This is a genomic window from Calothrix rhizosoleniae SC01, assembly GCF_900185595.1.
GTDB classification, from domain to species: domain Bacteria; phylum Cyanobacteriota; class Cyanobacteriia; order Cyanobacteriales; family Nostocaceae; genus Calothrix_A; species Calothrix_A rhizosoleniae.
Genome location: NZ_FYBH01000181.1, coordinates 1 through 25571 on the forward strand (window position 1 = coordinate 1; position 25571 = coordinate 25571).

Below are 25571 nucleotides of genomic sequence, written 5' to 3' on the forward strand. Positions count from 1 at the left end.
AGTTGCTTGAGGCAGTTTTCAGCCTCCGGTGTGAAATTCAGTACCTCAACTGTCTGGATATATTTTATGGTTGTCCAAAATTTTGTGTAGAGTGTAGGTAGCTTATTCACTTGTGAAGGATCATTAATTTTTCCAATCCAGCCATTAAAAAGTTCTTGAACCGTAATTATAGTAATAGCAATTGGATGTAGGGAAGCTTGTTCGATAACTTGCGGATGATTGCGGAGAATTAATGAAACATGATCGGTATCGAGAATATACTGAGACCCGAGGGAAATGTAGGGGGAGTATTCAGAAGTAGGCTGAGTCTATACAATTTCTTAGAGTTGGGCAAAACCCGCTTCTACAAGTAGTATGAGGGGTCAACTTCAGATTCATCATCCGAGGTTCGTTCGGCTTGAATTGCTGACATCATTTTTTGGAAATCTGGATCGTCTTTAAAGACACCTGCAAATTGCATCCAACTAGGTTGTAAATCTTTAATTGGTGGTACGTCCCAGGAAATTGCTTGAATATGCTTGAGCCGTTCTAAAAATGTGGTTTTTATTTGGCTAATAGCTTCTCCTGGTGTTTGTGCTTCTACTCGACAGTCCGGAAACTCCAAAACAGATGCAGCAACTTTCCCAGAAGGGAGGGTTTCTATGAGGAGTGTCACCTTCAAGTTATTAGATAGCGGGGATTGGGGTGCATTTAAGAATTCGAGTGACATATTTAAAGTACAACCTAAATATCTTGCTCTTATTCTAATTTGTTACCCATTTCATCTGCATATATAAATTCTCCATATCCACTAAATCATCCCTTATCCCTGTTCTCATGCGTTGACAACTGCACCTTGTTATATAAATCCTGCATAGAAATTTCAAAAGCTAGGGAATCGAAGGAAATCATCTCATCTTCTTCATCGTATTCTCGTAGTGTCCACCGCTTATTTCCAGTCTTAGAAAACTGCTCCACATAAATATTAGTTTGGTTAATGAGCAAATATTCTTTAAAAGTAGGTATAGTCCGGTAAGCTTGAAACTTTCCTTCCCTGTCATATGCTTGTGTTGAATCTGACAGTACCTCAATAATGACTTGAGGATTGGTAATTGTATCTGTACGGTTATCAAAATATTCTGGTTCCCCCATCACAATCATCACATCTGGATAAGTATAAATTCGCCTTTTCGGTATCCATAGGCGAACATCAACCATATAGACTCGGTAATCTTGTCTTTTGAAAGCAACATTTAACTCAGTAGTAAAGTTGATTGATATTTGATTATGATTGGTAGATCCACCTGCCATTGGAATGATTTTCCCGTCAATATATTCACTTTTATATTCAGCAGTTTCTTCTAGTGCTAAATATTCTTCTGGGGTGTAGGAGGTTTTTTCAGTAACTTGCATAATTTTTTATGGAAGCGATCGCAATCTTCCATGTACTCAATCATATTCTACTAAATGCGATCGCACAGTAAAATAGAATCAGACTCCATCCCCGTACAAACCGATGCAATTAGAAGATTATTTTGAATTTTTGTCACCGGATGACATTCGTATCAAAGGTCATCGCATCGGCGTAGATAATGTGCTGGATTATTATTTAGAAGGGTATACACCAGAAGAAATAGCTGCTAACTTACCCACTCTTACTCTAGAGCAGATTCACGCTACTATTACTTACTATCTGCATAATCGTCCTCAGATGGATTCTTATATGGCACGTTTAGCAAAGTGGCGCGAACAACGTTATCAAGAGTGGTGTGCTAATCCTTCACCGTTAATCCAACGTTTAAGGGCATTAAAAGCTCAAAAACACCATCAGCAGATAAATTTTTAATAAAACTCGTATCAAATTCCTCATGTTTTAAGGTTTAATTTCAAGTGTGGTTGGATACAAACTTGCGAGCATACCCACACAACCAATGTCAAACAAGAACCCAGCAGAAAAATCTCTCTCTCCACAACAATCTACTGATGCACGCCGCCAAGCCAGAAATCAAAGGGTGCAAAAGATAATCAAATACCTGGGTTTATCTGGTTCCGGATTGGGATTATCGGGAACAGTTGGTTTCCTCATGGCTGGAAATCCACAAGCAGCATTGGCATCAGGAATATTAACGATCGCTGTTACAATAGTTGCGATCGCATATAAGTTTGTGTTTGGGGTAACTAACCGCGTTCTCAACCAGATTGAAGAGGAGTTAGAGAAAGCAGAGGAGCCCCTCGCAACCTGGATTGTCAAGGGCTTGAAAACATTTGTCATAGATTTCTGGTGGAGTTTAAACCCTCAATTCCAGCGCAGTTATTATCGGAGTTTAGTTGACTATTTCCGGGAATTCAAAATCGAGGGATTTCGTATTGGTTTACCCGTGCTGGATTTAGAGGATGTGTTTGTACCCTTGCGAGTTGATCCCGAAATTCCTGAAAATATACCTGGAGGGATGATTTCGCCACACATTGACACCGAGAGTCAAACAATTTGGGATTTTTTAGCCCAAACCACCAATAAAAAATTCTCCAACTATCGCCGTTTAGCAGTAATTGGTCCTCCTGGTTCGGGAAAAACCACCCTGCTACGCCATTTAACCCTCACCTACGCCAAGAAACACCACGGTAAATACAAAGCGCCAAAATTCATCCCCATACTCTTGTATTTGCGAGATATTCGTAATTTGATTGTCGCCGAACCACCGCCCAGCTTACCTCAACTGATTCAGGAACATATTCGCAACCTACCCGCATCTCAAGCCTTGACTCCTCCTCCTGATTGGGTAGAAGAGGAGTTAAACACAGGTAATTTGTTGGTGATGCTGGATGGGTTGGATGAAGTCGCCGATGAATCCCAACGCCAGCAGGTGAGTCACTGGGTAAATCAGCAGATGCAAATCTATTGCCAAGCTGCTTTTATAATTACTTCCCGTCCCCACGGCTATAAGAGCGCACCTGTGGAGCAAGTGGGAACCGTGCTAGAAGTGCTTCCCTTCAACTCAGAGCAGATGCAGCAATTTATCCGTAGTTGGTATGTGCAAACGGAAATTATGAGTCGTGCAGGGAGGGATACTCCCGCAGTCAGGGCTGAAGCTGAAAATAATGCTGACAATTTAATTGAGCGAATTATTTCTAATCGCGCTATCTCAGATATGGCGAAGAACCCACTGTTGGTGACAATGATTGCTACAGTTCATTATTGTGGTAGTGCATTACCAGGGCGCAGGGGAGAACTATACCAGAAAATTTGTGATTTGATCTTGGGTTCACGTCAGGAAGCCAAGAAAATCAAGACTCCACTTACCGCAGAACAAAATAAATCGGTGCTGCAAGTCCTTGCATTAGCTTTGATGTCAAGAGAAACGAGGGAATTTACCCCCCAACTAGGACAAGAATTGATTGCAGATGAACTAGAAAGGGTTGCAGGTAGTAGTGTAAATCCCTCTCAATTCCTGAAGCAGATTAAACAGGTGAGTGGGTTATTAATGGAAAGAGAGTTAGGGGTTTATGAATTTGCCCATTTGAGTTTTCAAGAGTATTTAGCGGCTGCACAGGTGAAGGAATTACAGCAGGATAGTATTTTAGTTGAAAACTTGGATAATCCTTGGTGGGCAGAAACTATCCGCTTGTATGCGGTTCAAGGTGATGCTACAAATCTGATTCACAAAGCTATAGAAAATCTCAGTGTTGCATCATTAACTCTAGCTTTAGATTGTCTGCAAGAAAGTTTGAAGGTGGAGCCAGCAGTAAGGGAACGACTGGAGGAAATACTAGAGGAGGGGTTAGAATCTCCAGAACCAAAAATTGCCAAGTTAGCAGCAGAAGTAAAGCTGTCACGGAGGCTAAATAATTTCACGGAGATTGATGAAAACTTAGAAATTGATACTAGCTATATTACCTGTGCAGAGTACCAACTTTTTGTTGATGAGCGATTAAATTCACAGTCCCATTTTCAACCAGGAAGTGCCAAAAGAGCGATTACTGGCATTAGTTGGCAAAATGTCTTTGAGTTCTGTAATTGGTTGAGTTCAAAAAGTCGTGATGGAGTGTCTTATTATAGACTGCCAACTAGAAATGAAGTGCAAGAGAATCCAGTAATACAAGATCCTCAATTAGGTAATCAACAAGAAAATGGCATTCGAGTAGTTAGAGCTAAAATTCCCCAAGAGTATATTAAACTTCCTAATTACTTTCTATTTGCATTTGATGTTGTCACCCTTAATGCTCAAGGGCAAGAAATTCAATGGCATCGGTATGCCCAATATTTTACCGAAGATTTAGGAAAGAATGTCACCTTAGATATGGTTGCTATTCCCGGTGGTACTTTCATCATGGGCGCTTTGGCAAATGAGTCAGGTAGTTTTGACTCAGAGCGTCCTCAACATAAAGTAACCGTTCCACCCTTCTTCATGGGTAAATATTCAATAACCCAAGCACAGTGGAAAGCAGTAGCAGCACTATCCAAAGTTAACCAAGATTTAGAACTAAATCCCTCTTCCTTCACAGGTGATAGCCTTCCTGTGGAGAAGGTATCTTGGTGCGATGCGGTAGAATTTTGTGCCAGACTTTCCAGGGAAACAGGACGGGAATATCGCCTTCCCAGTGAAGCTGAATGGGAATATGCTTGTCGTGCAGGAACAACTACACCTTTTCATTTTGGTGAGACAATTACCACCGATTTAGCAAATTATAACGACGAATACAGTTATGGTAATGATCCCAGAGGAGAAAACCGAGGACAAACCACACCAGTAGGAAGTTTTCCATCTAATGCCTTTGGCTTATATGATATGCATGGCAATGTCTGGGAATGGTGCCTTGATGATTGGCATGATAATTACAAAGGTGTCCCTACAGATGGTAGTCCTTGGTTTGATGGTAATGATAATCTTTTTGAAAAATTTGGTAGAGCTATTTTGCGAGGCGGCTCTTGGGACATCAATCCTGAGTACTGCCGCTCTGCGTACCGCTGCATCAACATTAGAATGGAGCGCGACTACTTCTACAGCAGTTTTGGTTTTCGGGTTGTCTGCGCGTTTGAGAAGATTATTAAGTAGCTCTTTATGCTTTAGCCCTTTTCCCTTTTACAATTCTTAATCTTTAAAACAGATCAGCCGGATCAGCCGATTGTAACTTTTGAGTTGTCAGCACTCCCGAAATTAGACATATAATTACAGTTAAAATAAAAATAGTAATAGCTCGTGTGGCTGTCATATATATAGGTAAATTTGTTGCCGCCGCAGCCAAAGAATATAATCTTAATGGAATCAGGAAACCGGGAATAAAACCTGCGATCGCAATAATGATTACCTCTTCAAAAATCACTCCTAATAAATAATTATTTCCATAACCCATTGCCTTGAATGTAGCGTATTCTTTCAAATGGGAATTTACATCTGCGGAAAGAATTTGATAAACAATAATGACACCAATCAAAAACCCCATCAACACGCCAAAAGTAAAAATGATAGAAATTGGACTTTCTTTAGTCAGTAAGTCTAGCTCAAACTGAACAAATCCATCACGGGTGAGAACCTTAACGTCATTTGGTAAATGCTTTTTTAATTGACTTACAACTGTAGCAGGATCATATCCTGATTCCAGATAAATTAAACCAACATTCACACTACTTGCTTGTTGTGAAGGAAACAACCGTAAAAAATTATCTATACTCGAAATCAACATCCCATCTGCTGCAAAAGAAGCACCAAATTTAAATAGTCCATTGACAGTAATCGTCCGTTTACCTATCTCTGTGGAAACTTCCTTTCCTGCTGCGACTTGAGCAAATAATTGCTCGTAGTTTCCCCTTGCACCTTTATCAAATAAAAAGGTATCCGGTAGTTGAATTTTATCTACTTGAGCGTTAGCTTCGGGTATATTTAAAGCCGGTACTTCGGGATTAAATCCAATTGCTTGTACCTGAACTTTTTTCCGTGTTTGGGGATTTCTCCATGACACCATCCCAATATACATTGGTTCCGCAGTTTTAACCCCCGGTACATCGGATGCTGCAAATAATCTATTTCGAGGAAATGTGGACAAATTCGCAGTACTTTTGGCTTGGGAACTAATCAAGACAATATCTGCAAGTACAGCTGAATTAAGACGAGTATTACTTTCAAATAGAGAAGCTTGGAAAGCCAGCTGCATAAACATGAGAATATCAGCAAAAGCAATTCCGGAAATTGCCACCAGAAAACGTCCTTTATGACGGGTTAGTTGTAACCAACCCAAGGGAGTACGACGTTGAATTTTTTGAATAAATCCCAGCATGATTATTTTAGATTTGATATCTATGAATTTGAAAATATCGTAGGGTGGGCATTGCCCACCTTACTCTCTATCTTTGAAAGCAATTTGGTATGATTCTTATAATTCAAATACTGTTTTTACCTGCAAATTAGTCAACTTACCCGCCTTTTGACTAGACTCTTGATCTAAACGTACACGAACCTCCACAACCCTAGAATCAATATTTTCACTAGGATCTGCATTAATCACATTTTGTCGCTGTATTTTCCAACCAATAGCATCTACTTTACCTCGTAATTCATTACTCAAAGAAGTACTTTTGACTCGAACCTTTTGACCGATTTTTATTTTAGTAATATGGGATTGGTAAACTTCAGCTAATACCATCATATTTTCGACTTGTCCTAATTCAACAAGTCCATCTTCAGAAACTTTTTCACCGGGATAATTATTGATTTTGAGAATTACACCGTCTTTGGGTGCTTTGATAAAAGATTGCTCGAAATTAGCTTTTTCTTCTTGCGCTGATGCTATTGCTTGTCTTAATTCTGCTTGTGCAACAACTACATCTACCGGACGAACTTCACTAATTTTATTCAGGGTTGCTTTCGCTGAATTTACTTGCTGAGTCTTCACCTCTTGAATCCGACTGAGAACAGCTTTTGCTTCTTTAATTTGCCTATTTCCCGTTCTGATTTGCCGTTCTAAAGTAGCTCTAGCTTCATTTAATTGTTGAGCAAAAGTATCTACCTGCAAACGTCTGCTATCAAAATTAGATTGAGAAGTAGCACCTTCTTTATATAGCTTTTCATAGCGCCTAAATTCCGATTTAGCATTATTTAATTCCGCTTCCAACCTTCTGATAGTCGCTTTTTGTGTAGCTTTATTTCCTTCTAACTCCGCCTCTAATCTTCCTAAAGTTTCCCGTTGCGCTCTTTCCTCACCTAGTGATTGTGCTTGAATCCTAGCAACTTCCGCTTTTTGAGCGTTAATTTCTCCAGTTTGAGCACCTTCTTGAACTTTCGCTAAATTAGCCTTTGCAACTTCTACCCCTTCCTTGGCTTTTGCATATGCAGCTTTGAGTTTGTTGTTATTATCCAGAACTGCAATTACCTGTCCCGCTTTTACCTTGTCACCTTCCTTGACTAATAACTTATCTATTTTATTACCTTGATTCCCCTGACCTGATGAAGATGCAGCAATTTCAATTACTTCTCCCTCTGGTAACAATCTACCCAAGGCTGTTACTGTCTTAATTTCAGGAGTAGTTACCTGTTGCTCTTGGGTTGCTGGTTGAGTTTGTAATGCTTGGCTATTAATAACTTGAGATAATACTACCCCGCCCAATACAACAGCTGTAGCTATACCGAAGGTTTTAACTTGCTTCGCCTTGATTCTGCTAACTATTGAGTTTTTAATAAATGTACCATTCATGATAGATAGTATAAATTTTTAATTGAACTAAACGACTTAGTTCTTCCTTTTAATACTATACTAAACAGTTTAGTCAACTTGGTCAATAGATTGATTGCAGAATTTGCGATCGCAGATTGAAAATAGTGCTAACTTCCTCTGTATTCAATGGTTACATGTCAATTAACACGTCGTTTAATATATCGATCGCAATGTGAATTTGGCTCTCATCAATTACTAGAGGTGGACAAAAACGAATCGCCGCTTTTCCACAACCTAATAAAAGTAAACCCTTGTAAAATGCCGCATGTATAATAGAGTCGCGCAACTGAGGACTCAGCCTACCTTCTCCATCCCGTAAATCCACCCCCACCATTAAACCTTTACCGCGAGGTGGAGAAATCTGAGGAAATTTATCGTTTAACTTGCTTAATTCTGCTTGTAATAATTCTCCCATCTTGGCTGCATTTGCCATCAAGCCCCCTTCTAACAAGTCTAAGGTAGCCAAAGCCGCCGCACAGGCTACGGGATTACCCCCAAAGGTGGTAGCATGGGAACCAGGAGGCCAAGTCATTAACTCCGGTCGAGAAATAATTGCTCCCAAAGGTAAACCGCTAGCAATTCCCTTAGCTGAGGTAATGATATCAGGCATTATTCCCCAATGTTCGATCGCAAATAAACGACCAGTACGTCCCATCCCTGACTGTACCTCATCCACTACCATCAAAATACCGTGGCGATCGCATATTTCTCGTAGCCTTGCTAAGAATCCATCTTCTGGGACTATATATCCCCCTTCCCCTTGAATTGGTTCCACAAAGATAGCGGCTACTTCTTGAGGGGGAACCATAGAAGAAAATAACTGCTGCTCTAAATAATCCAAACTAGCATGGGTACCGTAAGGAATATGGGTGACACCAGGAACCAAGGAGCCAGAACCAGCCCTTTGTACTGACTTAGAACCCGTCAGAGACATGGCTCCATAGGTGCGTCCGTGGAATGCTCCTAAAAATGCCACAATCAATGAGCGCCCGGTATAATATCTCGCTAGTTTTATTGCACCTTCAGTGGATTCTGCCCCAGAATTAGTAAAAAATACCTTGGCTCTATTGGGGAAAGGGGCATTATCAACTAACCTCTCCGCCAAATCTACCATTGGCTCGTAGTAAAAATCCGTGCCCGACATATGCAGTAATTTTGCGGATTGTGATTGTATTGCTTTTACCACTTCTGGGTGAGCATGTCCCGTAGCTGTCACAGCAATGCCCGCCGTCAGATCCAGGAACACATTCCCATCCACATCCTCCAACATGCAGCCTTCACCGCGAGCTACTACCAAGGGATAATCACGGGTATAAGAAGGTGAAGTAACAGCGCGATCGCGTTCTACAATAGCTTGAGCGCGAGGCCCTGGTAGGGGAGTGATTAAATGAGGCGATCGCGGTAATTTTTTCTCAGTAGAGGTACTTAACATATTTTTTAGAATTAATTTAAATATTACTTGTGATTAAATGCCAAGCTCTGATTAATTTCAGTAGCCTTTGCTTCTATAGGATTACTATTTGATTTTTGTTGGCGTAGCCTGCGCTTGGGCTTAAAAGACGTAGGGTATGTTATCGCGTAGCGTAACGCACAATTTTGTATAGCTTTTAGTACGTTATAACTTTAGTCTAACGCACCCTTGTATATTAATAGAAGTAGTAGGAGCACGGCATCTACCATCTTTCAACACATAAAAGTATCTTACTGGTGCCGTGCCCTAACGAAGAATTTATATATTGCAAACATTATTTGAACTGGTATGAGAATAAAGATTTGGAGCCAATCAGGTTTTTTATTGGTGACATTTGGAGGCAAAATTAATACGCTTACTTGCGCTCGCAATCTAAATCAAACGCTAAAACCCTGATTACTACGTTCCGCATTTTTCCTAACTCGATTTCAAATGGATGAACCGTGCGTTATTACTGATTAACCGGAAACGTGAACCACTAATTCCCTAGAATGATTCCGTTGTCGATGTTCCCAGATATATATTCCTTGCCAAGTTCCTAATACCAGATGACCATTATTAATGGGAATATGCTCTGAAGTATGGGTAATAGCAGTACGGATATGGGCTGGCATATCATCTGGCCCTTCTGCATTATGGATATAGTGAGTCGATTCTGGAACTAATTTTGCCATAAACTCAGCTAAATCTAGTAAAACATCAGGGTCAGCATTTTCTTGAATGATTAAACTAGCTGATGTGTGCCGTAAAAATAGGGTGCAAAGTCCGGTTCTGACTCCTGATTCAGCAACAATGGCAGCAATCTTGGGAGTAATGTTATACAAAGATTTGCCAGTGGTGGAAATTCTCAGTAGTTTTTGATAGTGAGTCATTTCAGTTATCAGTTATCAGTTATCAGTTATCAGTTACCTCATCGATCAATCGAGGGGCTTGTATCCAGTCTATTTTTTGGTCACATTAATTTGGGATTTTAGATTGTGGATTGTGGATTATGGAATTCTCTACACCTCGTTCATCAGTCTGGGGAGTTTCAGGAGTTGGTGTTTGCTGAGTAGCTGTTTGTAGGGTGTCTGAATCGACTGAGGAATTTGAGTCTGTTGCTGATGGTTCTAGTTGATTCTCAGTCGCTTCTGACTGGTTATCTTGATTTTCAGTAGAAGTTTCCTGTTCCGTTGATGCTTCTTCCTCTTCTTCCTTATCCAGCCAAGGTGAATCGAAGTGAGTCCAAGGTAGTATGGGCTTATTCGGTAATTTGGAAGTAAGCACTGTAATATTAGTACGGTCTGGTTTAGGCAAATTTACGCTTTTGCCAGAATCTGTATCTGTAACTTCAATGGAATTGGAATTCATAAACCTTGTAATTCAGGTACAAAATAAACAGTTACCAGATGTAAAGATAAGACCAAAGCAATCCCCCAAGTAACACAAGCGGCATAAAACAAAGATTGAGATATATCATTCAATGGTTGTCTATTTGCATTATACGTCTCTACGAAGTTAACTAGCATCTGCACCTGGTATTCTTCTGGTTGCATTCCTAAATAGGTTTCTAGAAATTTCTCACTTTCTAAATTAGGTGTGACGACGAATTGACGGGGTAATAAAGCATTAATTAACAATGTGAAATTGATCAAAAATAGCCCAACTTCAATTGCACTAAAAAAGCTAAATACAGAAACTAGCTTGGAAATAGTCAGGGCGCTTAACAGAGCGGTGTTAACGACAAACAAAATATTAGTTTGTGTCAGTAAAATTTGCCGTTCTTCTTTTTGTTTATCTAAGACTCGACGTATATCTTGGGAGGTGAAGTCTAGAGTCAACTTAGATAGTTTCGTGGACTCTGGCTCGAAATTCATAATTGGTGATTCATAACAAATAAATATTAAGCAATTAACTTCTTATACCGAATAATTATCAATTGGTTTCTGGTTGAACCGATTATGATTGTTGTTGTAGATATGCGATCGCAGCATGAGCTATAGTTTCATTTCCATCCTTGGCAATAGGTTCTGATTTTCGGGGTGGTGTGAGTGGTTGATGGAGAAAATCCCAGTTCCCATCGAAAAATTCTGATAGGGAGATAATTTGATGTTGGTTATAGTTGGTAATTCCTTCTAACAAAAAAGCCGCTTCGGCAAAAGTATCGCGGGTTACAGAAGCAATGGGAGTTCCCAATCTTGTAGCTTCAGAAAATGTGCTAAATCCCGGTTTAGAAATAATTCGCCCACAAATTGGCATTACATCTACAGGGCGATATTTAGATTGATTAATTTTGATTAAATTAGGTAAATCAGGAGCAGATTTATCTAAGGTAATAAATTGCCAATCGGGGAAGTTTATCAGGTTATGGTAAGGAATCGCTTGTAAACCCAAACCGCCAAAAGTAAGTAAAACAGTTTTTTCTGGCGGTTTATCTATTCCCCAAACAGTTCTAATTTTATCTGACTGATAGCGAGGAGAACCACCAGGTAAACCCACATCAGTAATATTGGGGAAAGCTGACATGGGTTCATGGAAGGGAAGACGAAACAAGCGATCGCAATCAGAGTAACATTCATCAATCCAGTCAGCAATTTCCAGAAACTCACCACCCCAATCTCGGTAAATAAAATTCCAGCCAAAGTTACTCATCATATAACAAGGAATACCAGCAGTTTTAGCAATTTTGGCAGCTAAAAAGGGAATATCAGCCAGAATGAGATTGACGCGATTTTGGCGGATAAAGTTAACTTCCGAAGCGATAATCGAATTTTGATTTTTGCGAATCTCTCGTAATTTTGCCAGAGTGGCTGGCTGATCCATATTCAAGCTATCTGCTTGGATAACCCCTAAATCATAGGGTCGGGGACGATGAATAAAATCTCCATCCATGTAAGATTCTAACAACCACCTGGGAGCAGTGGTAGTCATGATGATCAATACCTCTGGACATAGCTTTTGGATAGTCGCAGCAACAGCAGCAGTACGAGTAGCATGACCAAAACCGTGGTTGGTGATGGCAATATAAATAATAGGTCTTTTCATGTAGGATGAAATGAGGAATACTAAGTGTCGAGTATTAGATTACTCCTATTCAACCGCGATCGCTACTACAATAATAATATTCCTCACTGTTCAGATTCCCGACTTTTCTACCCATCTGGGTTACTGAATATTTACGGAATTGTACAGTCTCACATCGTAATTTTATTTGTAGTTGTTTAACTTTATAGATACAAATTATGAGCGATAACATAGTTGATACAGCTGTTCCCTTCATTAGAAAAGAAATTAACCAGCTCAGTGCAGAAGAACTGCAAAACTTACGCACTGCATATGCCTTATTACAAGAAGAAGTGGAAGAAGGTGGATATGAGCAAATAGCAGGTTTACATGGTTTTCCAGATTGGGAGTGCCCACATGGTGGACTAAAATTTTTACCTTGGCATCGCGCTTACCTTCTGCGTTTTGAACAGGCATTGCAAAGATATGTGCCGGATGTCACTTTACCTTACTGGGACTGGATCTCTCAGGAGTCACAAAGAAACGGATTACCTAATGCTGTAGCTGAGAGTACCTATTTTGATGCAGAAGGGGTAGAAGTACTTAACCCTCTTTACAGTGCCCAAATACCAATTGGCGGAGAAACCATTCGTCGTCCTGGTCAAATTAGTAGGTTATCCGAGTTGGAGAACCCAGTTGCGATCGCCATGCAAGAAAACAACTTTGTTGATTTTTCCGGACGTATTGAAAATCCCCATAATTTTATCCATGTTTGGGTTGGTGGTAACGGTGGTTCAATGAGTAACGTTACCTTTGCTGCTTTTGACCCCATTTTTTGGATGCACCACTCCTATGTTGACCGTCAATGGTACATATGGCAACAAAATAATCCAGATGCCGTGGTTCCAGATGATATAGCTGAGGAGATTTATGAAGAATTGGATATGTCAGCAAATGACATCCTTGATATAAATAATCTTCCCTATCAATATGATGAATTTCCAGAACCAGCCGTGGGTTCAAGACGAGTAATTACACCTTTTGGGTTGGCAAAATTTCGAGCTGTGGAATCCATGCAACCAAGAGTTGAACTAATAATTCATAATCTCCCAATGACATCTGACTCTTTCGAGTTACGCATATTCCTCAACGAGCCTAATGCCGATCATACATCTCCAATAGATGGAAATCCTCACTTTGCTGGCTCTGTCTTCTTATTTGGCATGGGTGAAGGGATGCATTCTATGAGTATGCACGATCATGGTCATCATGGTCATCATGGTCATCATGGTCATCATGGACATCATGGACATCATGGACAAAAAGTAACCTTTGACGGAGCAGTGGATATCACCAAGGCTCTAAACCTCAGTGTCAGCCAAGGGGAAAATTTTGATATCAAAATGCTTATACTTGGTACTGATGGTCAAACAGTAGAAAACCCACCATTTGCTATGCCTAGTGTGTCTCTCAAGCGCCATCCGTAAGGAAGTAATAAGTAATAAGTAAGACTATGCTACGTGCATACTAAAAAAAATACTTAAAACCCCGACTTAATTAAAGAGTCGGGGTTATTTTAGGCTTTTAGACAATGAACACTCATAGATCTAGAAAACCTTTAATAAGCATCCTGCAATTCATAAAAGTCAGGAGAAATATAATCTTTACGTAATGGCCAACCTACCCAATCTTCCGGCATTAAAATCCGCTTCAAATTGGGATGACCTTCATAAATAATGCCATACATATCATAGGATTCCCGTTCTTGCCAATCGGCAGCTTTCCAAATCCAATATACTGAAGGCACAACAGGATTATCCCTAGGCAGAAAGACCTTGATACGTACTTCCTCCGGTTGATCCGCATTATCACTGATTTTAATTAAGTGATACATACTCACCAACTCTTGCCCAGGACCAAGGTCAATCCCAGCTTGACATTGGAGAGAGTTAAATCCATAAGCATAGAGGGCTGTAGCAATGGGAAGTAAAAAATCTGCCTCTACCTTAACAATTTCCACCCCATTTGCATCAGCCTCTAAAGACTCATGGACAAAACCATTACCTGTCAACCATTGGGAAACTTTACCAGCTTGAACAATAGATTCTGACTCTGCTGGTACTGGTTTAGATTCTTCAGCCACGGTTAACTTCCTCCTTTTGTGACTGGGAAGTCAATAAAGCAGGTGGAACTGGCATACCCATACCTTCTGTTAACTCCTTAGGTGGAGTATAACGGGCATCGGACTGCAAATACTTACCAGTTAAAACTTCCTCCACTGGTTTCATATTGTGAGTAGTACTGTAGTAGCGGTGGGTTTGCTTGATTAAACCCCGTTCTTGGATGGAATCATTACTGATTTTCTTCCGCAATTTGATAATCGCATCAATAATTGCTTCTGGACGAGGAGGACAACCAGGTAAATACACATCCACAGGAATCAGCTTATCAACCCCACGTACTGCTGTGGGTGAATCCATGCTGAACATACCGCCAGTAATTGTACAAGCACCCATAGCAATCACATACTTGGGTTCTGGCATTTGTTCGTAAAGACGTACCAATTGGGGTGCCATCTTCATGGTAATCGTACCAGCAGTAATAATTAAATCGGCTTGCCGAGGGCTGGAACGGGGAATTAGACCAAATCGGTCAAAATCGAACCGAGAACCAATTAAAGCGGCAAACTCAATAAAACAACAAGCAGTACCAAATAACATGGGCCACAAACTGGATAATCTTGCCCAGTTGTGAAGGTCATCAACAGTGGTGAGAATGACGTTTTCCGAGAGTTCTTGGGTGACTGTGGGACTGCCAACTGGATTAATAATAGTTTCTCGATCCAATTTTTTTCCCTTTAAATTTGCATCTAAGACCATTCCAAAGCTCCTTTACGCCATGCATAGACTAGGGCAATTACCAGAATTGCAATAAAAATGAGTGCTTCAATAAATGCCAATAAACCCAGACGGTGGAACGCTACCGCCCAAGGATATAAGAATACCGTCTCTACATCAAACACTACAAAAACTAGAGCGAACATGTAGTAACGAATGTTGAACTGAATCCATGCCCCACCGATAGGTTCCATACCAGATTCATAGGTGGTGCGCTTTTCTGGATAACGCCCACTGGGACGTAAGATTTTCGATGCTGCAAGAGCTAAGAAGGGTACTAGGCTACATAGGAGTAGAAAGCCTAAAAGGTACTCGTAACCACTGAGGACAAACACAATTAATATCTTACCGCTTTTAGGTTTAAATAACTCTGTTACCGTCTGGTAAATATATTATATATTTCTAGGCTCGCCAATTTTGGGGAAGGGATACCAAAACAGATAAGATTCCTGAGCCATAAGTATAGAAAAAAGTAACAGGTATGTCATAATTTGTAACGTATATTTAATATTTGCTGCAAAAGTATCAACTTTGCCAAAGCCATGAGCGAACCAGCTGTTGACACCACTACTGTGCTAGATCGTTATGAATGTCGCGCCTGCGGTTATGTTTACGAACCGGAGAAGGGTGATGACAGGCGTGATATTGCTTCAGGGGTACCTTTTACAGAATTACCGATAAATTGGCGCTGTCCAGTTTGCAGCGCTAACAAAAAAGCCTTTACCAATGTGGGACCTGCTGGTACAGCATCAGGTTTTAAAGAAAATCTTGGTTATGGCTTAGGTGTAAATACATTAACACCTGGTCAGAAGAATATTTTGATTTTTGGTACTTTAGCTCTTGGGTTCTTATTTTTCATCAGTCTGTACGGTTTGCACTAAGAGTACTTTCCCAGCAGTTTAATTCACAGCAGATGCCACTGATGAGGTTGCGTTTGCTCTCAATTACGTAAAAAATTGTATACACAACATTGACAGAATACTAACAAGTTAGAATGCATTCAATTTTCAAAAGTTGGCAACGAATCTTTGCCTTGTTTATAGTTTTACTCATGTGCGTTAGCTGTAGTAAAGTCGCCTCGATTAGCGCCAATCCTTGGGAAGTAGTTAACGTGCCTACAGATGCCAAACTACTGGATATCGCCTTTAGTGATCAATCCCATGGCTATGTAGTTGGTGGTAAGGCTACCTTATTAAGAACTGAGGATGGCGGTAATACTTGGCAACCCATCAAACTAGAATTAGATGAGCCGAATTCCCGCTTTAATGGTATTAGTTTTCATGGTCAGGAAGGATGGATTGTGGGGGAACCAGCCTTAACCCTACATACTACTGATGGGGGTAATTCCTGGTCTAATATTCCCTTAAGTGCAAAATTACCAGGTAATCCCATTTCCATCGTCGCCTTGGACGAAAATACCGCCGAAATGGCTACTAGTGTGGGTGCTATTTATAAAACCACTGATGGTGGTAAAAATTGGAAAGCACAGGTAGAAGAAGCTGTGGGTGTGGTGCGGAACATGGAACGTTCCTCGAAGGGTGAGTATATCGCGGTTTCAGCAAAAGGTAATTTTTACTCAATTTGGCGACCCGGACAAGATGCTTGGGAACCCCACAATCGTAATAGCTCCCGCCGGGTAGAAAATATGGGATTTGCCAATAATGGGCAAATGTGGATGCTAGCTAGGGGAGGACAAATCCAATTTAGTACTCCTAATAATCTGGAAGAGTGGCTAGAACCAGAATATCCAGAATTTGCAACTAGTTGGGGTTTGCTAGATTTGGCTTACCGCACACCAGATGAAATTTGGGTCAGTGGAGGTAGTGGTAATTTACTCCGCAGTGGTGATGGTGGTAAAACTTGGGAAAAAGACCGGGATGTGGAAAGCGTTCCCGCCAATTTATACAAAATAGTCTTCTTGTCTCCAGAGCAGGGATTTATTGTTGGCGATCGCGGTATTCTACTGAAATATAATCCCAGTGTTGCGACCTCAGCACCTGCCGAACCAGCTTAGGTGTTATTTGCAAAATTTCTGAGAAAGAAGTTGCAATTTGTAACTAATTCTAAACTTTGTAGGATAATAAACATTAATAGCAATCATTTGTTTAGGTGGGGATCTAAATGTCAGGTACTACTGGAGAACGTCCATTTTCCGATATCATCACTAGTGTTCGTTACTGGGTAATTCATAGCGTTACCATTCCAGCATTATTTATTGCTGGTTGGTTATTTGTCAGCACTGGCTTAGCCTATGATGTGTTTGGCACACCCCGTCCTGATGAATATTTCACTCAGGCACGACAAGAAATTCCCATTGTGAGCGATCGCTTGGAATCAAAGCAACAAGTTGAGCAATTTATTGGAAAGTAGGCTGGAATTATGACTAGTGGCAATAATATAAACCAACCCGTACAATACCCTATTTTTACGGTCAGATGGTTGTCGGTTCACGCTTTAGGTGTACCAACAGTCTTCTTTTTAGGCGCGATCGCTGCCATGCAGTTCATTCAACGCTAAGAGAAAATCATGGATAGAAACCCTAATACGAACAATCAACCGGTAGAATTAAACCGGACTTCACTTTACTTGGGATTATTACTAGTTTTCGTTCTGGGAATTCTATTTTCCAGTTACTTCTTTAACTAGTTTGACGGACTAGTATTAATCTTTGTTTATTAATCTGTTGTTTTTGATTTGTGGGAGGATAAATAGTGTCTGGAGGCGGAAGAATTCCCCTGTGGATCGTAGCTACGGTTGCAGGCTTAGGTGTTATTACTGTTGTTGGCATTTTCTTTTATGGTTCCTACGCTGGTGTGGGAGCAGGTATGTAATTCAGGTATGGTGAAAATACCTGAAGTCTGATTTTATTCATAATTTGCTTGATAAATCAGCAAGATAAAAACCGCCTATCTCTTAGAGGTAGGCGGTATTAATAATTTAGATTGATAGCTCCATAAATATTTAATTTTGAAGCTAATAGCTATGGTGTTGTTTAGGCAATACTATCCCGTTCAATGTAAATGAACATAAATGCCATGACCACAAAAAAATGAACTGCCAAAAAGGGGACTAAAAGAGAAGGCAAATAAGAAGCAGCCATAGTTATAGATTCCTATGAAGTTACAGTACAATTCAAAACGAGCTTACTGCAAATTCTGTCATTTTTTTGAAAATTCTCAAGATTTTTAACACTGGAAAATCGACCTGACTTTTCACTGGAAGTCCTAAAACACTTGTCAAGGTAGGGGATAGGGTGTAGGGTGTAGGGAAAAGAAGAAAGTCTTGCTACACCCTACACTCTCTTTCATCTCATGTCCTCATATAGGCGCAGCTTTCTCGTAGAGTATCTTGGTATGCAGCCAAGCATGAAAATAATTCCTTCACTCTTTCACTCTTTCACTCCTACCCTGCGGGAAGCCCTACGGGTTGCGCCAGTTGACGGCAGTTGCTTTATGCCGGGGAACCCGTCCACCGCACTGCCTCCTTTATGCCGGGGAACCCGTCCACCGCAATGGCTTACCGCTCTCCGAGCGTCTACATTCCCCATTTTCAAGCTAGAAGGGTAGATAATTTAAATCTCAATTAGTTGGTTGATAGCTATTTGAGGTAAGTTGTCGGGAACCACAGAACAAGGAATACTAATTTTGTGGCTTTCTTGCTGAGTAATTAAATCAATGGCGATCGCTTCAATTTGGATTTGTAAGCAACCGAAGGGAACCTGGAGTTGAGTTGTTAACTGGAGATGATGGGGAGATACAGCTAGCCAGTTTTTGAGGATATTTGGTGCGCCTAGAAGTCTGCGAGTTTGGCAGTCTTTGACCCACAATTTGATGGCAATATGGGGGCCTAAATTGGGTAGTACAATCCTAATTGTAATTGATTTGCCAGAAATTAATTCTCCGGGGGGTACATATAACTCTGGTATGGGTATGGGTTCTAATTTAGCATCATCCTGGGGGGATAATAGGGGTTCTGGTGGAATTGCTGGTTGTTGTTGTTCAATGTCCCTATTTGTGTTTTCCAGTTCACCGGAAGTAGTATCCACTTCAGGGTCAATAATATCATCTACAACAATTTCTCTTCCTAACCAAGCAGATTGTTGCTGCTGGAGGACTATGGATTCATGACCATGATTTGACCCAGGAGCCACCTGACTATCAATGGTTTTCGGTGTTTCGTTTGGTACTACCCCTGAATCCACATCCAATTCATGACTGAAAATCTGCTCGGTATCATAATCTTCATACTGTACATTAATGGGTTGAGATATGGTGTATCCTTGAGTTTGTATCCATTGGCGAATGAGAGAAGATACGGAATCAGGATTCTCAGTGGTGGTAATTAGTTCAGCATTGCTGTGTAAAGCTGGGGATTCAACCTGATTCAGGTTTTCATCCTCTAACGTTGGTGATGCTTCTGTTGCAGGGGGGTTTTTGACTGTAATTGGCTCAGATTGAGTTGCTTTCTCCCTCGTAGATAATGGTTGTAGTTTTTTTAAATAAGGTAAAGCCGCACTCCTACTTCTTCTTTGTGGTACATCTGCTGTTGTTTTAGTGTCAGAAACTACAACCCCTCTGTTCTGATTTTGACTAAATGGCAGATTTGGTAATTGTGGTGATTTACCTGGTGTTGGTTTTTGCAGCGAGTAGGGATCTATACGAGGGGGTAAAGATGTTGTGACTTTTGGTTGGGTAACTAGAGTTTGTTCCTTGGGTAAGGTTTTGACTAAATTGAATAATTGTAAATCTGGTGGTGTAGATACCTTTGTTTCGGCTTTGATATTATTGGCGATCGCAATTTCCGAACAAGCCAGTAATTCTTCTGCGGTATGAGATTGAGCCGCAGCACTCAGTGCCAATAATTCAGTCACAGCCGCAGTAATAGTAAAACCATGGCTCGCTAAAAGGATTAATTCACCACCCTTCTCCAGGACACCATATAAGTTAATATCTGCCAAAATTAGTTTAGATTGACAATCTTCAGGAACCTGTAACTCATAGGTAAAACTAAAAGGTAAGGTATCTTGAGTTACAACTTGCTTGGTTTGAGCGATCGCTTCTCCACCTTGGGGGGAATGCAATTCTATTTGTAATTCTCCCTCGTAAATTCTCGGAGATGCACTCACATCTTTGAATTCTACCCTTCCATCCAGGGTAAAAGCTTCTCCCCAAGAGACAAAATAATTTTCCCTATCCAAGGTAATAGTTAGGGGTAATTCGGCAATTTTTGGGGGTGTAGGATCAACTTTTTCTGACCCTAAAGCTGGTTCATTGGTAGGTAAGGCTAGATCTGCTAAATTTTGTAAAATTTGTTCTGCTGTTTCCCCTTTCAATAGCACTGGGTTGACAAGCTCATCAATGAAATCTGGGTTCTGTTCCTCATTGCTAGATTTGCTATCACCATTATTTGGGGCGACAATCACCTCATCTAGTGGTGGATTGCCAGTACCAGGCAGATTCTCTGCTAAATTTGTCACATCAACAGCATTAACTCCAGGGTTAGCAATTTCTGCTGGTGTATCAAAATTTGCATTTGTGGGGGGATTGAAAGATTCTTCTATAGTTTGGTAGTTAGGAGTAACTATTACTTGCTCCGCTACCTGTTCTGCTGAAATAGTGATAGTTGCATCCCCCATGTTATTTTCATCTAGGGAAGCAGATGTTACTAATTGCTCAATATCAGAATCAACAGATTCTTGAGAATACTTGTGTGTAGATGATTGTTGGGTTGCAGAGCCAGAGTGATGGGATATTAATTCATCTCCATCTCCATCTGGGACTAACTGCTGATGAGAGTGTTCTGGTAAAATTTCTAGGCGGACACTAAACCTCCAGGCTTTACCGATCATATCCGACATTAAGTTGCCAGAACAACGTAATTCCCAACTTCCTGGTTTGAGGAAAGTAAATGGAATTACCGCCATTAATCCATCTGCACTTGTGCGACGCGATCGCGTTTTGACGTACCTTTTAGGTGGTGATTCATGATGGGAGTAGTGAGTAACTCGCACATCTACATCGGTATTGGTGTAGTTAGAGTTAGCCACAACTCTATACCTACCTTCAGGAAGCTCCACTGTTGGTGATTCTAGTGGATGCCAAAGATATTCGCCTTGTTTTTGTATCAGAAATTGCCAGTTTGTCATGGTGAATAATGCCCAGGCTCCCAAGGGAGCAAGTACCACAAATATTACCTTGATTGCAAGTTTACCCTAGTAATTTGCTATTGACCAAAGAAAGGCAGTTCTGATGACAAAATTTCACCAAAATAGGGAGTAGGGAGTAGGGAGTAGAGAGTGGGGAGTAGGGTCAGAGGAAAAATACCCTACTCCAGGATGGTTTGTTCGCGTTAGCAAAGCGTCTCCTGAAAGGAGATAGCGTGTCCGGTAGGACATAGCCCCCGGATTTATCCGTGGAAAGTTAAGAAAATTTGGGTGGAGAGGCGCAAGCCCGACAGACAAAACGTCAACATTAAATCCCCTATTTTAAGTATGGGGCATCCCTACTCCCACGCCCCTACTCCCTACTCCCTCGTTAACTTACTCATTCATATTCCGGTAGGTTGCAACCGCAGAAGGTGAAATTCGATTCAGATAACGAAAAATCCAATATTTGAAAATCGTATCTAAAACCACCGGGAATGTAGCAATAAAGAGGAAAATGAATTCATGGTTGGCTGGTAAACCCCAATGACGAGATACACCTTCTAGAATTACTTCCCAACCGTGAGGAGAGTGGAATCCGACAAAAACATCTGTGAACAAGATAATGATGAATGCTTTAGCACTATCGCTTAAACCATAAACAATATTATCAACAAATTCTTTGAGGACTGCAATATCTCTTTTGCTAATTACTAACAGCCACACAAAAGCGATGACAGATAAAATATCGGCAAAAACATTTTTTAGGGCATTATCGCTATTTTTTTTATACCTTTCAGCTAGATGTTTAGCTTCAGCTTGGATTTTAATTTTGATTTGCTCTTTTGATAAAGGATTAGATTCATTAATCAGATTTTCAAACCGAACTTTTTCTTCAAATTTATGTAATTCATTCAGAGCTTCTTCTTCCATTTCATAATTGAGGAAGAATGCAACTTCTTCTGAATTATGTAACCTTTCTAATAATTGAAATTTATCTACAAGAGGGCCAACAAAAAAAGCTTTAGAGAGTTGATGTGTAAGGATGGGAACCACAATTAATAATAAGATAAATCTCACAGAAATAATGGTTCTCTGTTGAGATTTGCGGAATTTTTGGACTACATCTTGTTCCGCATTAGGGTCTAATTCAACTTGCAGACGGTTAATAGTGTTGAAAATTGACCGGGGTAATACCCCTGTTGTATTAGCTTTACTGCGATTTTCTGGCTGCTGTCTGGTACTTGGTAATTGTTTTTTTTCTTTGATTTTTGGTTTATTGGTGATTGATGAGAGAGAAGTAGAGCCTTTATTTTTAGCAACTAATTTGTCAGCATAAATAACTTGGTCGTCTTCAATATATTTACTTGTAACTTCATCAATAAATCTCAATCGCTCTAAAATTAAATTAATTTTATCAGTCTCTTCACTCTCTTGATCTACAGTTTTTGTTGGCGATACTGGCAAGAAAGTGCGACTAGTATTAAATATTTTTAACCTGATTTCGATAATTTGTAATTGCTTTTGTAGGTCTGCTTGAAAATAATTCATCACACTGCTGCTATAGCTTGCAGTGCTAGGAGCTATTTTATTACCATGAAAATGTTCATCTTCTATAGCTTTAATTTTGAGAGCAGCTTGATAAGCAACTTCTAGAAAATACTCAGGAGTTTTTGAGTACCACCGATAAGCTGTCTGTAATAGAGGATAAATTTTGTTGCGAAAAACAGAATTATTCATCGGGTGCTGTTATCTAGTACAAAAAAGTAGAAGTTAAGTAGGCTGAGAGAACAACATCACTGCCGAGTAATTATACTTATGGGATCTGACCGAAAGAAGCAGGGGGAAAAGGTGCAGGGGGTAATACCGTTTTTCCTCTGGTTTTGAGCATAGCGAAACAATGTTTCAAGCCCCAAATTTATATATGGGGTTTCTCCCCTGCTCCCTGCTCCCTGCTCCCTGCTCCCTGCTCCCCTGCGTCTTTCTGGCTCTGGTTGCAAAAGCTGGTAATATTAGCTTTTTGTTGCTGGTTAATTGATGCTTCACTTCCACTATGCTGTACTAGGTTCTTTTAAGCTTAATCTAATTTAGGAATGGCGATCGAGAGTATGGACAGGAGAACTGTGTGATTTTTGATTCAATTTGGATGGTTGGTTCTAGTCGTAGCGGTAAAACTACCCGTTTAGTAGAGCAGTTTGCCATGTGGATGGAAGCGGAAAACCCTATTTTGCCAGCATTGTATACGAAAAAAAATAAACATAATAGTGGCATTCACATACCTAATAATTTACATATTAATCAAACATTATCTGGATTTTTAGTCTTAGCTGCCAACAATGAAAACCGCCGCCAATTGTCAGATAAAATTATGACCTCAACTCATGGAAAATATCCAGTGCGTTGCCAAACTCCTCTGGGTTTTTTTCAAGATGAAGTAATTTTATTTTGGCCCCTACTGATTAATTTATTACAGTTAAAGGCACAATTTCCAGTACGATTGCGCCCAGAAACAGAGCAAGAATTAGCTACTAAGCTGTGGCGTGAGCAATTGGATGAAGAAACTTTACGACGTGCGGGGATGGGTGAATATCGTTTAGTGCGTCGCATCCTCGACTTGTTGCAATTGGCGGCTTCTGCTGGTGTCATGAGTGAAGATATTACCACTATCTTAACTTCTGCCTTGCTGCCTGAGATTAATAGTACCAACCTAGAACCAGAATTTTTAGGTTCTTTGCTCTTAGACTGGCGCAATTGGTGTTTAGAACAGGGTTTTTTGACATATGGTATTGTCACCGAACTTTACAGTCAGTACTTGGTGACAAATACCCAGTACCAACAACAACTATACAAACGCTATCAAGGCATACTTGCTGATGATGTACAAGATTATCCAGCAGTCGCCAGACATCTGTTTGAATTGCTGCTGGAGAGTGGAGCAGTAGGTGGATTTAGCTATAATCCAGATGGTATTGTACGTTGGGGATTAGGAGCAGATCCCAACTACATGGAAGGTTTAGCAGTTCGTTGTCAGGGAGAAACATTAACGGGATTTTCTAGGAGTAGTCTTGCAGATATGCTAGCTGCACCAATGGTAGAGTTAGTTACCGAACCCATGACATTAGTGCAGTTACCCCAGACTGTACAGCTCATACAAACTACTTCCCGCGCCCAATTATTACGACAAACAGCAGAAACCATCGCCCAAGCTATTCACAGGGGACAAGTACAACCCCAAGAGGTAGCTATAATTGCTCCTGGTTTAGATGCGATCGCTCGTTATACTTTAGTAGAAATACTGAATAAACAAGGGATTCCGGTCAAATCTCTGAATGATCAACGCTCTTTAATTAGTTCCCCCCAGGTTCGCGCTTTATTAACTGTCCTGGCTTTTGTTTACCCCGGTTTGGGACGATTAGTAGATCGGGATGGGGTAGCAGAAATGCTGGTAGTACTCAGTGGTAAGGGGGGAGAGAGAGTCGAAGAGGAGAAAAATGAGAATTCTCCCACATCCCCCCGGATAGATCCCGTCAGAGCAGGATTAATCGCCGATTATTGCTTTGTACCCCACCCGGATACACCTAATTTATTACCAGCCCATGCTTTTAATCGGTGGGATCGATTGGGATATAACGCCACCACGGCCTATGGTGAAATATTAGCATGGTTAACACAACAGCGATCGCAATATGCATTGAGGTCGATTCCCAGCCCCATATCCCTCCTAGATCGAGCAATCCAGAGTTTTTTGTGGAATGGTAGCAACTTGCCCTACGACCAATTGGCAGCATTGCGGGAATTACTGGAAACAGCTCAACATTATTGGGAAATTGATACCAGATTGCGGCAAAACCCAGCTTTTAAGGATATAGAGGATAGAGACAAACACCATACTATTGCTGAGTTTATCAAACTATTACGCCGAGGAACTATCACCGCCAATCCCTACCCAGTAAGCCCCCTAGGTCCCCTATCTAATGCTGTCACCTTAGCAACTATCTTCCAATATCGTTCTAGTAGACAATCTCACCCCTGGCATTTTTGGCTGGATACTGGCTCACCATTATGGGCAAAAGGGGGTGCAGCTACTTTATTTGGTGCACCTTATTTCTTGTTAGATAGGTTAGGAGAACCTTGGACTGCGGAGGAAGAACAGTTGTCAGAAATACAACGATTAAAGAGAATTTTGGCAGATTTACTCGCCCGTGTATCCACCAGGTTATACCTGTGCCATAGCGAACTAGCTGTAAATGGACAAGAACAGCTTGGTCCTCTGTTACCTTTGGTGAATGCTTGTGTTTCCATTGAGGAGTTAGGAGTTGGGAGTTGAGGAAGTGTAGGGAGTGTGGGGAGAAAATAACTTTTTTTCTCATTATTAACCAGGCATAGTTCCTTT

26 protein-coding genes are annotated in these 25571 nt (G+C 40.6%); 11 read left to right on the forward strand and 15 right to left on the reverse strand.

Annotated features, from left to right (window positions below):
- Positions 1 to 343 precede the first annotated feature (343 nt).
- Together CALSC_RS11050 and CALSC_RS11055 are read right to left on the reverse strand one after the other, a co-directional pair.
- The gene (locus CALSC_RS11050; RefSeq protein WP_088241402.1) at positions 344 to 709 is read right to left on the reverse strand and encodes a hypothetical protein; all 366 of its coding nucleotides are present in this window, start codon (positions 707 to 709) and stop codon (positions 344 to 346) included.
- A gap of 86 nt (positions 710 to 795) precedes the next feature.
- A complete protein-coding gene (locus tag CALSC_RS11055; RefSeq protein WP_088241403.1) occupies positions 796 to 1392 on the reverse strand; it encodes a Uma2 family endonuclease in 597 nt (198 codons plus the stop codon).
- Positions 1393 to 1495: 103 nt separating this feature from the next.
- On the opposite strand from CALSC_RS11055, the gene CALSC_RS11060 reads away from it, so the two are divergent.
- Both CALSC_RS11060 and CALSC_RS11065 read left to right on the forward strand, forming a co-directional pair.
- The gene (locus CALSC_RS11060; protein ID WP_088241404.1) at positions 1496 to 1825 is read left to right on the forward strand and encodes a DUF433 domain-containing protein; all 330 of its coding nucleotides are present in this window, start codon (positions 1496 to 1498) and stop codon (positions 1823 to 1825) included.
- Positions 1826 to 1910: 85 nt separating this feature from the next.
- On the forward strand, positions 1911 to 5033 hold the full coding sequence (locus CALSC_RS11065; protein WP_088241405.1) for an SUMF1/EgtB/PvdO family nonheme iron enzyme: 3123 nt from the start codon (positions 1911 to 1913) through the stop codon (positions 5031 to 5033).
- Positions 5034 to 5076: 43 nt separating this feature from the next.
- Here CALSC_RS11065 and devC read toward each other — a convergent pair whose 3' ends face one another.
- The 7 genes from devC to CALSC_RS11100 all read right to left on the reverse strand — a co-directional run bounded on the left by devC (position 5077) and on the right by CALSC_RS11100 (position 12181).
- Positions 5077 to 6252 carry an ABC transporter permease DevC gene (gene devC, locus CALSC_RS11070; protein ID WP_088241406.1) on the reverse strand — a complete coding sequence of 392 codons (1176 nt, stop codon included), beginning with the start codon at positions 6250 to 6252 and terminating at the stop codon, positions 5077 to 5079.
- A 96-nt stretch (positions 6253 to 6348) separates the two neighbouring features.
- A complete protein-coding gene (locus CALSC_RS11075; RefSeq protein WP_088241407.1) occupies positions 6349 to 7665 on the reverse strand; it encodes an HlyD family efflux transporter periplasmic adaptor subunit in 1317 nt (438 codons plus the stop codon).
- 151 nt (positions 7666 to 7816) lie between these two features.
- The gene (locus CALSC_RS11080) at positions 7817 to 9118 is read right to left on the reverse strand and encodes an acetyl ornithine aminotransferase family protein (RefSeq protein ID WP_088241408.1); all 1302 of its coding nucleotides are present in this window, start codon (positions 9116 to 9118) and stop codon (positions 7817 to 7819) included.
- A gap of 497 nt (positions 9119 to 9615) precedes the next feature.
- Entirely contained in the window at positions 9616 to 10029 is a 414-nt protein-coding gene (locus CALSC_RS11085; RefSeq protein ID WP_088241409.1) for a secondary thiamine-phosphate synthase enzyme YjbQ, read from the reverse strand.
- Between the two features lie 85 nt (positions 10030 to 10114).
- Positions 10115 to 10507 carry a hypothetical protein gene (locus CALSC_RS11090; RefSeq protein WP_088241410.1) on the reverse strand — a complete coding sequence of 131 codons (393 nt, stop codon included), beginning with the start codon at positions 10505 to 10507 and terminating at the stop codon, positions 10115 to 10117.
- Positions 10504 to 11013 carry a hypothetical protein gene (locus CALSC_RS11095; RefSeq protein WP_088241411.1) on the reverse strand — a complete coding sequence of 170 codons (510 nt, stop codon included), beginning with the start codon at positions 11011 to 11013 and terminating at the stop codon, positions 10504 to 10506. The genes CALSC_RS11090 and CALSC_RS11095 overlap by 4 nt, the downstream gene beginning before the upstream one ends.
- Positions 11014 to 11095: 82 nt before the next feature.
- Entirely contained in the window at positions 11096 to 12181 is a 1086-nt protein-coding gene (locus CALSC_RS11100; RefSeq protein ID WP_088241412.1) for a glycosyl transferase, read from the reverse strand.
- A 24-nt stretch (positions 12182 to 12205) separates the two neighbouring features.
- Here CALSC_RS11100 and CALSC_RS26415 point away from each other — a divergent pair, with 24 nt between their 5' ends.
- The gene (locus tag CALSC_RS26415; protein ID WP_159460602.1) at positions 12206 to 12361 is read left to right on the forward strand and encodes a hypothetical protein; all 156 of its coding nucleotides are present in this window, start codon (positions 12206 to 12208) and stop codon (positions 12359 to 12361) included.
- Positions 12362 to 12378: 17 nt separating this feature from the next.
- Complete coding sequence (locus tag CALSC_RS11105) at positions 12379 to 13626, forward strand: tyrosinase family protein (RefSeq protein ID WP_088241413.1); 1248 nt, start codon at positions 12379 to 12381, stop codon at positions 13624 to 13626.
- Positions 13627 to 13757: 131 nt separating this feature from the next.
- Here CALSC_RS11105 and CALSC_RS11110 read toward each other — a convergent pair whose 3' ends face one another.
- From CALSC_RS11110 to ndhC, 3 genes are read right to left on the reverse strand one after another with little or no spacing between them, the layout of a single operon-like run.
- Complete coding sequence (locus CALSC_RS11110; RefSeq protein WP_088241414.1) at positions 13758 to 14282, reverse strand: NAD(P)H-quinone oxidoreductase subunit J; 525 nt, start codon at positions 14280 to 14282, stop codon at positions 13758 to 13760.
- Positions 14275 to 15018, reverse strand: coding sequence for a photosynthetic/respiratory NAD(P)H-quinone oxidoreductase subunit K (gene ndhK / locus CALSC_RS11115; RefSeq protein ID WP_088241415.1), 744 nt, complete (start codon positions 15016 to 15018; stop codon positions 14275 to 14277). Before ndhK ends, CALSC_RS11110 begins: the two co-directional genes overlap by 8 nt.
- Complete coding sequence (ndhC, locus tag CALSC_RS11120; RefSeq protein WP_088241416.1) at positions 15009 to 15371, reverse strand: photosynthetic/respiratory NAD(P)H-quinone oxidoreductase subunit C; 363 nt, start codon at positions 15369 to 15371, stop codon at positions 15009 to 15011. Before ndhC ends, ndhK begins: the two co-directional genes overlap by 10 nt.
- A gap of 207 nt (positions 15372 to 15578) precedes the next feature.
- On the opposite strand from ndhC, the gene CALSC_RS11125 reads away from it, so the two are divergent.
- The 6 genes from CALSC_RS11125 (at position 15579) to CALSC_RS11150 (ending at position 17867) form a co-directional block, all read left to right on the forward strand.
- Positions 15579 to 15917, forward strand: a complete 339-nt coding sequence (locus CALSC_RS11125) for a rubredoxin (RefSeq protein WP_088241417.1) — start codon at positions 15579 to 15581, stop codon at positions 15915 to 15917.
- Positions 15918 to 16030: 113 nt separating this feature from the next.
- Complete coding sequence (locus CALSC_RS11130) at positions 16031 to 17050, forward strand: photosynthesis system II assembly factor Ycf48 (RefSeq protein WP_088241418.1); 1020 nt, start codon at positions 16031 to 16033, stop codon at positions 17048 to 17050.
- A gap of 107 nt (positions 17051 to 17157) precedes the next feature.
- On the forward strand, positions 17158 to 17406 hold the full coding sequence (gene psbE, locus CALSC_RS11135; protein ID WP_088241419.1) for a cytochrome b559 subunit alpha: 249 nt from the start codon (positions 17158 to 17160) through the stop codon (positions 17404 to 17406).
- A 9-nt stretch (positions 17407 to 17415) separates the two neighbouring features.
- A complete protein-coding gene (gene psbF / locus CALSC_RS11140) occupies positions 17416 to 17553 on the forward strand; it encodes a cytochrome b559 subunit beta (protein ID WP_088241420.1) in 138 nt (45 codons plus the stop codon).
- Positions 17554 to 17562: 9 nt separating this feature from the next.
- Complete coding sequence (locus CALSC_RS11145) at positions 17563 to 17682, forward strand: photosystem II reaction center protein L (protein WP_200817613.1); 120 nt, start codon at positions 17563 to 17565, stop codon at positions 17680 to 17682.
- 65 nt (positions 17683 to 17747) lie between these two features.
- Positions 17748 to 17867 (forward strand): photosystem II reaction center protein J, encoded by a 120-nt coding sequence (locus tag CALSC_RS11150; RefSeq protein ID WP_088241422.1) that lies wholly within the window; start codon positions 17748 to 17750, stop codon positions 17865 to 17867.
- Positions 17868 to 18028: 161 nt separating this feature from the next.
- Here the strand turns inward: CALSC_RS11150 and CALSC_RS25885 are convergent, their stop codons facing one another.
- The 3 genes from CALSC_RS25885 to CALSC_RS11160 form a co-directional block, all read right to left on the reverse strand.
- The gene (locus tag CALSC_RS25885) at positions 18029 to 18136 is read right to left on the reverse strand and encodes a photosystem I reaction center subunit VIII (RefSeq protein ID WP_143288224.1); all 108 of its coding nucleotides are present in this window, start codon (positions 18134 to 18136) and stop codon (positions 18029 to 18031) included.
- Positions 18137 to 18607: 471 nt separating this feature from the next.
- Positions 18608 to 21181 (reverse strand): hypothetical protein, encoded by a 2574-nt coding sequence (locus CALSC_RS11155; protein WP_235006761.1) that lies wholly within the window; start codon positions 21179 to 21181, stop codon positions 18608 to 18610.
- A gap of 393 nt (positions 21182 to 21574) precedes the next feature.
- On the reverse strand, positions 21575 to 22918 hold the full coding sequence (locus CALSC_RS11160) for a proton extrusion protein PcxA (protein WP_088241424.1): 1344 nt from the start codon (positions 22916 to 22918) through the stop codon (positions 21575 to 21577).
- A 406-nt stretch (positions 22919 to 23324) separates the two neighbouring features.
- Between CALSC_RS11160 and CALSC_RS11165 the strand changes: the two genes are divergently transcribed.
- Positions 23325 to 25505, forward strand: coding sequence for a recombinase family protein (locus CALSC_RS11165; protein ID WP_407641908.1), 2181 nt, complete (start codon positions 23325 to 23327; stop codon positions 25503 to 25505).
- Positions 25506 to 25571: the final 66 nt, after the last annotated feature.